Genomic DNA, 12,547 nt, shown 5'->3' on the forward strand with positions numbered 1-12,547 from the left:
ATTACTTTTTAATCCCCGTTACATTTAAAATTACAATACTGTTATGTGGGATGCCCAGTGTTTTGGCTGGTGTTACATCCATGTACAGCTTCAAATAGCCATCTGTTATCCCCGTCATAGCTGCAAGGGTGGCAACTTTAAATTCCGGATACATAGCCTGATTGGCCTTTCTAAACACCAGAATACCTTTTTCATCTACATAGGCTGTGAAAATATAGTTAAAATTATCATAGGCCTTTTTTATAGTGATATTATAGGTGGGTGAAAGGTAGTCGTCAAACGACATGCCGCCGTCAACATCCCCTTCAGGTGTAATTTCTTTCTTTATGCTGATAAGCGGGCTCCTGGCTTTTAAAATAGCTGGCTCCGTACCTGCAAAAGCACTATCTATAGTATTATGCGCCTTTAAAATCTTAGCTTTTATAAAATTGGTATCCTTGCGGCTTGGTTTTAACATGTTCGCGGTATCGGCATGCAGCACATTTTTTATATAATCGTTGGTATAAAAAGTCATATAAACATGGGTCTTTTCTTCCTGTATTACATTATCGTGCACGTGCAGTACCATAAACTGAATGCTATCCTTTTTGATATACTTTAATTTAAGCCAGGCCCAGGCAACATTGTAAACCGAATCATGATCAAATATTACCGGAGTATTCAAAAACCTGTGTTTTCTGGGGCTGTAAATGTTTACGGAATCGGTTGAAGGGAAAGAGATGCGCCACTCCGGCACCAATTGATACCCAACTGCGCTAAATGACAAACCATTGTCAAACGTTCTTTTCACTTCTGTGTAGCGAATGCCCTGAATGCTTTTTAACAACGCCTTTGCTTTAACGGCATCCTCTTTTCGCTTTTCTTCAAATTGTACCCGTTCCGGCACATGTGGTTTACAGGAGATAGTGAACAATAAAAAAGCAGTCAGCAAACCCTGTAATAGCGAGGCGGGGTATTTATAGATGGATCTGTTCATATTAATCAGCAGAAGCGTTTAAAAAGCGCTAAAATAGCAAAATGGACCAATGATTGGTTTAAAAACTCATTTCAGCGTATATTGTTTACCGGCGGGGTTTCTTTCACCATCATATACAGTTTATTGCGGGCTACACCAAACCGATATCTTTAAATAACAAGTTGTTTATCCGCACAAATCAGCACTAATATGAAAAAAATACGCAGTAATTAAAAGTTCTTACAAGCTATCAATTGGTCATATATTAATAATATGTTAAATACTTAATTCTTAATTTTATATCTTAAATTTGTTATTATTACACCCTGTTAATGGTTACTTAAAAACTATTGTTCGCCTGCAATGAAGATTATTCTGAAGCAAATCAAGCAAATACTAGTTGTTGCGATTCTTATGTTAATTGTCACACCTGTTTTTTCGCAGGGAGTGCATCATATTGCGCAAATTAAGCCAAAGCCTGCAGCAGTTAAGCCTGTAGGCCAGGCGGCAAAACCTGTTAAAATGAGCGCCCAGCTTGCTGAATTTACCCGCATAGCTGCTACTGCAAATGTTATATTTACTTTCCCAAAAGGGTTTAAAGAAATAAAGGCCCCTGACAATGATTATTTTTCGTTTGATTATGCAATGGCCTTACCGGGCAAAGATTTGGAGATCTGGCTGCTGGTAAAATCGCAAAAGGAAAACTGGGCCAGTTACGAAAAATCAAAAGATTCACCGGGTGCTGAACAGGCCAATCCCGATTCCACTTATTCGTCTTTGGCCGAAGCAAATGCCGCAGCCTTTACCGGCGATGACAAACATTTTGTAAAAAACATTCCGCCAGAGGTATTGGAAAAATACAATGCCGACGCCGGAAAATCATACCTGTTAAACCTTCGCGATCAACCGGCAACCAAGCGTTATAAATATGCGCTGCTGATAACCTTGCAAAAAAGCCATACCGGTATTATTATGGCAGTTTGCTTTACCAATGACAAGGGGCCTGAATTTTTTAAAAACATGGATAAAGCCGCAAATTCCATGAAATTTAAGCCCTGATTAACCAATGTTAATAAGTTAGGACATTTACATAGCCAGTTCAGCGTGTAAATATTATTTTTGTCTGGCGGACAGGCTTTGCGTTCAAAGGAACGTGCCCATCCTTTTCCCTTAATTTAATTATATAATATTTAAATGGCAGAAGCTGTAACTTATAGTGATGATAGTATCCGTTCGCTGGATTGGAAAGAGCATATCCGCTTACGGCCCGGGATGTATATTGGTAAGCTGGGCGATGGATCAGCTTATGACGATGGCGTTTATGTTTTACTGAAGGAAATAGTTGATAACTCAATAGATGAGTTTGTTATGGGTGCCGGCAGAACCATCGAGATCAGCATGAGCGATCACAAAGTGTCTGTTCGTGATTACGGTCGCGGCATCCCGTTAGGAAAGGTGATTGATTGCGTATCCAAAATAAACACTGGTGGTAAATATGACAGCAAGGCCTTCCAAAAATCTGTGGGACTTAATGGTGTAGGTACAAAAGCCGTAAATGCACTGTCAAACTCATTTACGGTACAGTCTTACCGCGATGGACGTACCAAGCTGGCCGAATTTGCCAAAGGCGAGCTGATCCGTGATGAGCCTGAAAAAGAAACAACACAACGCAACGGAACAGCTATTAATTTTTTGCCGGATGAAACCATTTTCAGGCATTATCGCTTCATTCCTGAATTTGTTGACAGCATGATCTGGAACTATGTGTTCCTTAATGCCGGCCTTACTATCAATTTTAACAATCAGAAATATTTTTCGGAGCGCGGCCTGTACGACCTGCTCACCAAAAATACCGATGCCGAAAATATCCGCTACCCAATTATTCATTTAAAAGGCGAGGATATTGAAATAGCCATGACCCACGGGCAGCAATACGGCGAGGAATATTACTCTTTCGTAAACGGGCAGAATACCACGCAAGGTGGTACACACCAGGCCGCCTTTCGCGAGGCAGTGGTAAAAACCATCCGTGAGTTTTACAAAAAAGAATTTGATGCATCGGATGTACGTGCATCTATCGTGGCCGCTATTGCTATTAAAGTGCAGGAGCCGGTGTTTGAGTCGCAAACCAAAACCAAACTCGGTTCACAAAATATTGGGCCCGAAGGGCCTTCCGTGCGGGGCTTTATTAACGACTTTGTTAAAAAAGAGCTGGACAACTACCTTCATAAAAACCCTGCTGTGGCCGATGCCCTGTTAAAACGCATCATGCAATCGGAGCGGGAGCGGAAAGATATTGCCGGAATTAAAAAACTGGCCAATGAGCGCGCTAAAAAGGCCTCTCTTCACAATCGCAAGCTGCGTGACTGCAAAGTGCATTTTGACGAAACCCACGAACGTAAACAGGAAACAACCTTGTTTATTACCGAAGGTGACTCTGCCAGCGGATCAATCACCAAATCGCGCGATGTTATGACCCAGGCTGTGTTCAGCTTAAAAGGAAAGCCGCTAAACTGTTTCGGACTAACCAAAAAAGTAGTTTACGAAAACGAGGAGTTTAACCTGCTGCAGCATGCGCTGAATATTGAAGACGGACTTGACGACCTGCGCTACAACAATATTGTAATAGCAACCGATGCCGATGTGGACGGAATGCACATCAGGCTGTTATTAATGACTTTCTTTTTGCAGTTTTTCCCCGACCTGGTAAAGGCAGGGCATGTTTTTATTTTACAAACACCTTTGTTCCGTGTACGTAATAAAAAGGAAACCATTTATTGCTATAGTGATGAAGAACGCCGTAATGCCATAGCCAAACTGGGAGTTAAACCCGAAATAACGCGATTTAAAGGATTGGGCGAGATCTCGCCCGATGAGTTTGGATTATTTATTGGAAAAGATATTCGCCTTGACCCGGTTATATTGAAAGACGCCAATATTAAAGCCTTACTTGAGTACTTTATGGGTAAAAACACACCTGTAAGACAGCAGCATATCATCAATAACCTAAGGGTTGAAAAAGATGACGAAAGCATTAACCCGCTGGTTGCCGAGAATGTTGATAGTGTGGAATTACCGGTTGCTGTGTAAAGACAGGTTGAATGAAGCAACGATTGGCTTTGATAATTTTAAAGGTTATCAAAGCTTTTTTGTTTAAATCATATTGAATAAATCCTTATCTTGTATCCCCCCGTTTTTAAAGGGGGTATAAAGATGACTGAACACCAGCTGGAAATAACATTTAAAGAATACCAAACACTAACAGAACTGGATAAACCCGGGCGTGCGCTTTGCCTGGAAGCGATTAAAGCAATGCAAGGCTCCCATTCGCCTTATTCAAAATTCAGAGTGGGTGCTGCGCTGCGTTTACAAAGTGGTAAAATTATTCATGGCAGTAACCAGGAAAATGTTGCCTATCCATCGGGTTTATGTGCCGAGCGGGTTGCCCTTTTTTATTGGGGCGCAAATCATGCTGATGATCCTATTGAGGCCATGGCAGTAACAGCCGCTACCGATGAGTTTGAAATTTCACAACCCATTACCTCGTGCGGGTCATGCCTGCAGGTTTTGGCCGAGTTTGAAAAAAAACAAAACCAGCCGATAGAAATTATCTTATTCTGTAACGATGGCCCTGTTTGGGTAATGAATGGAGTTGACAGTTTTTTACCCTTTTTATTTTTTGAGAAAAGGTTAAATACCGAAGTAAAGGGATAACGGTAAAAGCCATGTGACAAACCTGCAAAGTTTAAAAAACTAGTAAGTTTGATGATAACCAATTATGAAAGCTAAATTTATTTTACTGTTTTTAGGCATTGCCCTCAGCTCACAACTGCGTGCCCAGGCTGGTTTCCCGTTCGATAACGAAATCAGGGATTTTAAGCATCAGGACAGCCTGAAGTTTCCGCCTAAAAATGGCATCCTTTTCGTCGGCAGCTCGTCTATCCGTAAATGGACCGACCTGGAGCAACGCTTTCCGAACCAGCCCATCATTAGGCGTGGCGTAGGCGGATGCGAATTATGGCAGGTAGTTGATTACTACACGCCTTACATATTGTTCCCTTACCACCCCCGTAAGATCTTTATTTATGCAGGCGAAAATGACATTGCCGCCGGAAAAACCGGCAGGTTTGTTTTTGAGGAATTTCAGAAGCTTTGGGAAATGATCGATAAAAAACTGCCCGACGCCACCATCTATTTTATGTCGATAAAGCCAAGCCCCAGCCGCGCAAAATTCTTTACCGAGGTTGAAACCGCCAATAAGCTGATAAAAAATTACCTTAACAACAAACCCAACAGTACGTTTATTGACCTTGGCTCATCAATTTTAAAAAGCAATACAGCTATCCCTGATTCCTCATTATTTGAAGCAGACATGCTGCACCTTAATAGCAAAGGCTATAATAAGTGGCAAGCAGTACTTGAACCATACGTAAAGTAGTTACTAAAACTTAAAGACCGGTTAAAAATAAAAAGGCTCCCACCACGGAGCCTTTTACTAACAAACTATTTAACTAAACCTAAAACTAATTCTTATTTAAAAGTGCTGTACACGTTGGTGATTTTCCAGCCGTTTCCGGTATTGGCAAGGGTCACATAGTTATTGCGTACAAAACCGTCGAACTTCATGGCCACTTTTACAATGGTCACGCTTGCATTACTTTCAACAACAGATGTGCTGGTAGTACAAGCTTGTTCAATGTTTTTGTTGCTGTTTAAAAATTCAAGCATTTGAGTTTTGCTGTAACTAAGTACTGTTTTGCCCCGCACCATGTTAAACTCGGCCGATTTATCTAAAACATCACTTAATCCTGCTGTTTTACCGTGCGTCATTGCATCAACAAATGTATTGATTGCATAATTTGCAGTTAATTTATCATCGGTGGTATTTGCTTTTGCTGCGCCGCATACCACCAGTAGTGCTAAGCCCAGCATAATTGATTTTAAAGTTTTCATAATATTGTAATTTAAGTTGTGATTATGTATTTGGTAATAAGACAGCGCCAGGAAATGAATAGTTACAACTATTTTGAGTTTTAACAAACATTTAACAATTTGGCAAATTGATTAGCTTAAAAGCTACAAAATGCACTTTACATTTATTTAACATCAACTATAAGTACCTATAATTAAATATTTTACAAATGGCATGGTAACATTTAGCACCATCATATTGCAATTTGCCGAACAGGGCGAGAAAACAGGGTGGCAGTATATAGAAATATCCGCAGATATTGCGCAGCAATTAAAACCCGGCACTAAAAAATCGTTCCGGGTTAAAGGCATGCTTGATGGATTAGCAATTAACGGGGTTGCGTTGTTGCCTATGGGCGGCGGTAACTTTATTATCCCCCTAAAAGCCGATACCAGGAAAGCCCTGCATAAAAACTGTGGCGCCATGCTGCAGGTGAGTATTGAAGAGGATAAGGACTTTAAAATAGCACTTCCCGATGACCTCGCCGACTGCTTTGAGTTTGAACCGGAGGCTTTCGCTTTTTTTAATCAAATGCCAAAATCGCACCGGGAATATTTTATAAAATGGATCAATGACGCTAAAACAAATGAAACCCGCAATAAACGCATCATTAATACGGTTAACGCCATGTTGCGTAAATGGGATTACGGGCAAATGATTAGAGCTATGAAAAAAGATCGCTAGTAACGTTTTGTTAACCTCCAATTCCTATCCGGCCAGATAAATAAAGCCGGAACCTTCACTACAGGTGCCAACATTAACTTTCTGTTAACCTTACCAATCCATCAAAATCAATCACTATTTTTGAGTTTTATCATATACCTTATGAAACTAAAACTCATCTTTTGTATTACTGCGGCCTGCGTAACCTCAGGGGCAATGGCGCAAACTCCCGGAAAGATTGAAAAAACCGGGCAAGTTTTGTTACCTAACGGCTGGAAGCTAAGTACGGCCGGGCGTTCCCTTGCGCTTGGTGATCTGCCGCTTAACATGCAGCTTTCCGCATCAGGAAAACTGCTGGCGGTTACCAACAACGGGCAAAGCACACAATCAATCCAATTGATAGACCCTAAAACGGAAAAGCTGCTTGACGAAAGGATCATCAAAAAATCATGGTATGGGCTGGCCTTTAGCCACGATGAGAAAATGCTGTACGCATCGGGCGGTAATGACAACCGCATCCTGGCATATCCCATTCAAAACAAAAAGATAGGCGTAGCTGATACGATAATTCTCGGCGCCTCCTGGCCAAAAAACAAGATCTGCACAACGGGGATCACCGTTAATAAAAGCAACAGCCGCTTATACACGGTAACTAAAGAAGACAGCGCGCTTTACGTAATTGAACCTGCCACCCATAAGATATTAAACCGCGTTAAATTACCTGCCGAGGCCTACAGCTGCATCCTCTCCCCCGACGAAAAAACCTTATACATTTCCATTTGGGGCGGCGAAGAGGTTTGCTGTTATGATACCCACACGGGCAAATTAACCGGAAGCATAAAAACCGGCAGCCACCCCAATGAGTTGCTGCTGAATAAAAAAGGCACCTGGTTATTTGTAGCCAACGCTAATGACAATTCGGTTTCGGTCATCAATACGGCTACCCGAAAAACGGCCGAAGTATTCTCCACTACATTATATCCCACAAAACTAACCGGTTCCACCACCAACGGACTGGCGCTATCAGCCAATGAAAAAATGTTGTACATCGCCAATGCCGACAACAACTGCCTTGCGGTATTTGACGTTGGCAATCCGGGCAGCAGCAAAAGTGCGGGGTTTATTCCCGTTGGCTGGTATCCAACAAATGTTAAGATACTGGGTAACAAAATATTGGTAGCTAATGGCAAAGGCTTTACTTCGATGGCCAACCCACGGGGACCACAGCCGGTTAAAAAAACCGACAACAGCGGTTACCAAAAAGGTGCAGTAAATAGCAGGGAACAATATATCGGTGGGTTATTTAAAGGCACACTTTCCTTTATTGACGAGCCTGCCGAAACAAAACTTAAAGCTTATACCAAGCAAGTTTACGCCAATACCCCTTTTAATAATAAGATTGCAGCAAATGCCGCCGGTGAGGCCGGCAACCCGATTCCAAGAAAACGGGGTGATAAATCTCCCATTAAATATGTCTTCTATATCATCAAAGAAAACCGCACTTACGACCAGGTTTTAGGCGATATACCGAAGGGCAACGGCGATACGTCGCTGTGTATTTTCGGCAGCAAGGTAACGCCAAACCTGCATGCAATTGCAAACGAATTTGTTTTGCTGGATAATTTTTATGTAGATGCCGAGGTAAGTGCCGACGGGCATAACTGGAGCATGGCAGCTTACGCTACAGACTTTATTGAAAAAACATGGCCAACCAGCTATGGTGGCCGCGGAGGCAATTATGACAGTGAAGGCACCCGTAAGGCAGGCGACCCGCGCGACGGCTATATTTGGGACTATTGTAAAAGAGCAGGTATAAGCTACCGTACCTATGGCGAGTTTGTAGATGACGGCAAACCAAATATTAAAGCGTTAAAGGACCATTACTGTGCGCAGGCACCAGGCTTTAACCTGGATATTACTGACATAAAGCGTTATGAAGTTTGGGCGCATGATTTTGATTCGCTCCGCAGCATAAATTCCGTACCGCAATTTAACACGATAAGAATTAGCAACGATCATACCAGCGGGCAAAAAAAAGGGGCCATCTCCCCCATTGCCGCCGTTGCTGATAACGACCAGGGCGTTGGCCGCTTTATTGAACACCTATCTCAAAGCCCTATCTGGAAAGAATCTGTTGTTTTTGTATTGGAAGACGATGCCCAAAACGGCCCCGACCATATTGATGCCCACCGTTCACCGGTTTATATTGCCGGCCCTTATGTGAAACGCAATGCGGTGATCCATAATATGTACTCCACATCCGGCGTGTTGCGCACCATTGAGCTGATATTAGGTCTGCCGCCTATGAGCCAGTATGATGCAGCTGCTATGCCTATGTTTGAGTGCTTTACCGGCAAGGCCGACCTATCTTCGTACAAGTTGAAACCGGCAGAGGTTAATTTGGAACAACGTAATGTTGCCGATAATAAAAGCAGCCTTAAATCAGCACATTTTAATTTTTCCAAAGAAGACGCTGTGCCTGATTTAGCCCTTAATGAGGTGATCTGGAAATATGTAAAAGGAGAAAATGCAGTTATGCCGGCACCAAAACGGAGCGCATTTGTAATATTGGAGAAGAAAAAAAAGAACGATGACGATTAACCGGGCAGGTTCTCAACCACCAGCGCTGTTTGAATACCATTAATCAGAATCTACTTCATTATATTAAATGGTTCGGCCTGCAGCCGGACCGTTTTTTATAATCACTCATCTCATGATATGCATCATTCCCTTTTTAAAAACAATTTCCTAATTTAGAAAGTTTTACAAGCAATACATCAACCCTCATGGCCCTATTAGAAAACGAATTTCTGAAAGTAACCGTAAGCACAAAGGGAGCCCAGCTCACTTCTGTTTATAACAAAGTAACTCAAACCGAGCACCTATGGCAGGCCTACCCAAACATTTGGCCTTGGCACGCGCCAAACCTGTTCCCGGTGGTTGGCGGTTTAATAAAAGACGAGTTAATGGTTGAGGGTAACGCCTACCACATGGGCAGGCATGGTTTTGCGCGTCAGTCGGAATTTGTTTTGCTGGAAAGCGATGAAGTCCATGCCGTTTATTCACTCCCGAACAGCGAAACCACATCGCAGGTTTACCCTTATAAATTTGATTTCCAGGTTCTGTATACGTTAATAGATAATGCACTGCGCTTAACTTACAAACTCATTAATCACGATAAAAAAACCATTTACTTTTCTGTTGGCGGCCATCCTGCGTTCCGGGTTCCGTTCAATGAAGGCGAAAAGTATGAAGATTATTACCTGGAGTTTGAAACTGACGAAAAACTGGTAACGCATCTTCTTTCGGCAGATGGTTTTTTTAATGGTGAAACCCAACCCGTTCCAACACCAAAAAACCGCCTTTATTTAACAAGGGATTTGTTTAATGCCGATGCCCTGGTTTTTAAGGATCATAAATCGCGAGAGGTATGTATTAAGAGTGATAAACACGAGCAATCATTATCAGTAGAATTTCCGCATTTTAACTACTTGGGAATTTGGGCCAAACCCGGGGCCGATTTTGTGTGTATTGAGCCCTGGCTTGGCTGCGCCGATACCGTTGGTAAACATGTTGACATTAGCCAAAAAGAAGATATGCAACATTTAAAACCGGGGCATGTGTTTGAAGCGGCATATTTTATTAGTGTTTAAGAAAATATAATGTTTGTCTGAAACAAATAATGTATGTTCCTAATCGTACATCGCCCCGCAAAACTCGGTGGAAGGCAAAAAATTTCTTGACGTGTTGCAGGATGCTTTTACAAGGTGGGATGTAAATGGAATGGTGAGCTTTCAATATCAAACAGAAATATATACCGGACACTTATAACATTTACCAGTTAAGCAAAAACCGGTAAGCAATAATAATTACTTACCGGCGATGCAGTGCTGCGTCTAATGTTGTTATTCCTTAGGCAACTCATTCAATATAGGGTGATCCAAAGCGGCAATTTTGGTATGCCCGCCCTTAAGCTCATCAAACACAACAATTTCGTTTACCCCGGCTTTAAGCCATGAAGCCGGAATGTAAATCGTCTGCTGCGGGCCAATATTCCAGTACTTACCAAGGTTGTGCCCGTTTAAAAACACGAAGCCTTTACCATAACCATGCAGATCAAGATAGGTGTCGCCCACTTTATTTAAAGTAAATACTCCTTTGTAAAGCGCGGGCTGAAGCTCGTTAGTATCCTTAATATTTGAATATTTAAACCCATTTACATCACTAAATGGAAATTTATACATCTTCCAGCCGGTAAGCTCTGTTTCGTTTAAAGTAACCTTTTCGGTAATCCCCTGGCGGTTATCTATCAGGAACGGCCCGTAGTTAATACGGCCATTGTTCTCAACCAGTATATCTAAAACGTCTCCTTTTTTTGCTGCGGTAATTTGCAGCGAGTCTTGTTTAAGCCGCCTGTCTAATACACTGATGCGTTTACCATTCAGGTACACGGTGGCATAGTCCCGCATTTCTTTAATTTTTAAAAGACCGGATGCCGCGTTTTTTAACGTGGTGCGGTATAGCACAAAGCCATATCCCTGGTTAAGGTCTTCAAAACAAAGCGGTGCAGCAGCCGAAACAGGCGTGCCTTTGTTATTAAATAAAGCAGCCCTGCTTACCAAATTAATATTTGGAATTGCGATAGCTTTACCTGTTACCGGTACTTCAGGCAACTTCTTACCGGCAGCCAGGTGCTTTTGTATCACCTCCCTGAATTTGTAAAACTTGGCGGTTGGTTTGCCGGATTCATCAAGCGGTGCATCATAATCATAGCTGGATGTTTGCGGGGCGTAAGGGTCTTTTTTGTTCATATTAGCACCATTCATAAAATCGCGCGTGGTACCACCGTGAAACATATAAAGGTTGATAGAAATGCCTGCCGATAACACCTCATCCAGTTTTTTGGCATCTTCATCGGCATTACTGCCGGCATGAGGTGTTCCCCAGCTGTCAAACCAACCCGGGTACCATTCGGCTATATAATAAGGACCTTTCCCATCATGGTATTTGTTGATAAGGGCTTTAACTTCGGCCGGATTATCCAACCCGTTAACAGCGGGTAAATAGCCCGGCAAATAACCGGCCGGTAATTGTGACGGCCCGTCGCAGGTAAACAGTAAACCGCTGAACCCACCCTCGCGGAATATTTTACGGTTAATGTCCAGGTACTCTTTATCATTACTATATGAACCGTATTCGTTTTCTATCTGCACCATCAAAATATTGCCGCCGTTAGTTACCAGCAAAGGCGACAATTGCTTGCCCAGCTGCATAATATAATCACGATAGTATTTTAAAAACTTAGGGTCTTTACTGCGCACTTTCAGCGCTTTATCTTTTAACAGCCACCATGGGTAACCGCCAAACTCCCATTCAGCACAAGCATAGGGGCTTGGGCGCAGCACTACCCACAAGCCTTCTTCTTTGGCTATCTTCACAAATTCAGCAATATCATTATTACCGGTAAAATCGTATTTCCCTTCTTCAGGTTCCTGCGCATTCCAAAAAACGTAGGTTCCAATCGAGTTTAAACCCATGGCTTTCGCCATTTTCATCCGTTGCCGCCAGTAAGCGCGCGGAATTCGGGTACAATGCATCTCGCCCGAAATGAGCTGTAACGGCTTGCCATCCAGTAAAAATGTCGAGTCGCCCAGCGCAAAAGTGTGGCTGGCTTTTTGGGCACTGCAGAGATTTGAAAGCGTTGTTAATACAACAAACAGAAAGGCAAGTTTTTTCATCTAATATGTTTATTAATTGGTTAGGCAAATTAGTAAAATAAAATAAATGTCGCAAATACATTAATTTGCATGGGGAACACATTTGTTTAGCCAAAAATTTTTATAAATTAAAAATAAAATTTACCTTGCATCAGGAAATGGTGTCTTCCTTTTAAAAACCGCATTCGCTGATGACGCCTGCAACATAATCAAGAGCAATAAAGCTTGTTGATATAAAGT

Annotated in this window: 10 protein-coding genes and 1 riboswitch; of the genes, 7 read left to right on the plus strand and 3 right to left on the minus strand. The window is 42.2% G+C overall.

The genetic code is table 11. From position 1 onward, the window contains the following. Nucleotide 1: 1 nt before the first annotated feature. Complete coding sequence (locus MuYL_RS20625) at nucleotides 2-976, minus strand: hypothetical protein (protein WP_094572350.1); 975 nt, start codon at nucleotides 974-976, stop codon at nucleotides 2-4. A 393-nt stretch (nucleotides 977-1,369) separates the two neighbouring features. On the opposite strand from MuYL_RS20625, the gene MuYL_RS20630 reads away from it, so the two are divergent. The 4 genes from MuYL_RS20630 (at nucleotide 1,370) to MuYL_RS20645 (ending at nucleotide 5,393) form a co-directional block, all read left to right on the plus strand. Further along, a complete protein-coding gene (locus MuYL_RS20630) occupies nucleotides 1,370-2,014 on the plus strand; it encodes a hypothetical protein (RefSeq protein WP_157741009.1) in 645 nt (214 codons plus the stop codon). Between the two features lie 135 nt (nucleotides 2,015-2,149). Further along, nucleotides 2,150-4,045: a DNA topoisomerase IV subunit B gene (locus MuYL_RS20635; protein WP_094572352.1), complete on the plus strand. Its 1,896-nt coding sequence runs from the start codon at nucleotides 2,150-2,152 to the stop codon at nucleotides 4,043-4,045. Between the two features lie 123 nt (nucleotides 4,046-4,168). Beyond that, nucleotides 4,169-4,669 (plus strand): cytidine deaminase, encoded by a 501-nt coding sequence (locus MuYL_RS20640; RefSeq protein ID WP_094572353.1) that lies wholly within the window; start codon nucleotides 4,169-4,171, stop codon nucleotides 4,667-4,669. 64 nt (nucleotides 4,670-4,733) lie between these two features. Then, nucleotides 4,734-5,393: a GDSL-type esterase/lipase family protein gene (locus MuYL_RS20645; RefSeq protein ID WP_094572354.1), complete on the plus strand. Its 660-nt coding sequence runs from the start codon at nucleotides 4,734-4,736 to the stop codon at nucleotides 5,391-5,393. Between the two features lie 92 nt (nucleotides 5,394-5,485). Here the strand turns inward: MuYL_RS20645 and MuYL_RS20650 are convergent, their stop codons facing one another. Then, complete coding sequence (locus tag MuYL_RS20650) at nucleotides 5,486-5,908, minus strand: nuclear transport factor 2 family protein (RefSeq protein ID WP_157741011.1); 423 nt, start codon at nucleotides 5,906-5,908, stop codon at nucleotides 5,486-5,488. Between the two features lie 193 nt (nucleotides 5,909-6,101). Here MuYL_RS20650 and MuYL_RS20655 point away from each other — a divergent pair, with 193 nt between their 5' ends. From MuYL_RS20655 to MuYL_RS20665, 3 genes are all read left to right on the plus strand, one after another. Then, nucleotides 6,102-6,611, plus strand: a complete 510-nt coding sequence (locus MuYL_RS20655; protein ID WP_094572356.1) for a YdeI/OmpD-associated family protein — start codon at nucleotides 6,102-6,104, stop codon at nucleotides 6,609-6,611. Between the two features lie 141 nt (nucleotides 6,612-6,752). Continuing rightward, complete coding sequence (locus MuYL_RS20660; protein ID WP_094572357.1) at nucleotides 6,753-9,191, plus strand: bifunctional YncE family protein/alkaline phosphatase family protein; 2,439 nt, start codon at nucleotides 6,753-6,755, stop codon at nucleotides 9,189-9,191. A 185-nt stretch (nucleotides 9,192-9,376) separates the two neighbouring features. Then, nucleotides 9,377-10,243, plus strand: coding sequence for an aldose 1-epimerase family protein (locus tag MuYL_RS20665; protein ID WP_094572358.1), 867 nt, complete (start codon nucleotides 9,377-9,379; stop codon nucleotides 10,241-10,243). A gap of 252 nt (nucleotides 10,244-10,495) precedes the next feature. Here the strand turns inward: MuYL_RS20665 and MuYL_RS20670 are convergent, their stop codons facing one another. Next, nucleotides 10,496-12,328, minus strand: coding sequence for a glycoside hydrolase family 35 protein (locus MuYL_RS20670; protein ID WP_094572359.1), 1,833 nt, complete (start codon nucleotides 12,326-12,328; stop codon nucleotides 10,496-10,498). Between the two features lie 124 nt (nucleotides 12,329-12,452). Beyond that, nucleotides 12,453-12,515, plus strand: a riboswitch (Fluoride riboswitch). Nucleotides 12,516-12,547 lie beyond the last annotated feature (32 nt).

The organism is Mucilaginibacter xinganensis (genome assembly GCF_002257585.1).
In the GTDB taxonomy this organism is placed as follows: domain Bacteria; phylum Bacteroidota; class Bacteroidia; order Sphingobacteriales; family Sphingobacteriaceae; genus Mucilaginibacter; species Mucilaginibacter xinganensis.

What these genes read in the sequence shown, in the direction of transcription:
- MuYL_RS20625 (WP_094572350.1), bottom strand. Translation starts at nt 976, where the DNA reads ATGAACAGATCCATCTATAAATACCCCGCCTCGCTATTACAGGGTTTG.
- MuYL_RS20630 (WP_157741009.1), top strand. Translation starts at nt 1,370, where the DNA reads ATGTTAATTGTCACACCTGTTTTTTCGCAGGGAGTGCATCATATTGCG.
- MuYL_RS20635 (WP_094572352.1), top strand. Translation starts at nt 2,150, where the DNA reads ATGGCAGAAGCTGTAACTTATAGTGATGATAGTATCCGTTCGCTGGAT.
- MuYL_RS20640 (WP_094572353.1), top strand. Translation starts at nt 4,169, where the DNA reads ATGACTGAACACCAGCTGGAAATAACATTTAAAGAATACCAAACACTA.
- MuYL_RS20645 (WP_094572354.1), top strand. Translation starts at nt 4,734, where the DNA reads ATGAAAGCTAAATTTATTTTACTGTTTTTAGGCATTGCCCTCAGCTCA.
- MuYL_RS20650 (WP_157741011.1), bottom strand. Translation starts at nt 5,908, where the DNA reads ATGAAAACTTTAAAATCAATTATGCTGGGCTTAGCACTACTGGTGGTA.
- MuYL_RS20655 (WP_094572356.1), top strand. Translation starts at nt 6,102, where the DNA reads ATGGTAACATTTAGCACCATCATATTGCAATTTGCCGAACAGGGCGAG.
- MuYL_RS20660 (WP_094572357.1), top strand. Translation starts at nt 6,753, where the DNA reads ATGAAACTAAAACTCATCTTTTGTATTACTGCGGCCTGCGTAACCTCA.
- MuYL_RS20665 (WP_094572358.1), top strand. Translation starts at nt 9,377, where the DNA reads ATGGCCCTATTAGAAAACGAATTTCTGAAAGTAACCGTAAGCACAAAG.
- MuYL_RS20670 (WP_094572359.1), bottom strand. Translation starts at nt 12,328, where the DNA reads ATGAAAAAACTTGCCTTTCTGTTTGTTGTATTAACAACGCTTTCAAAT.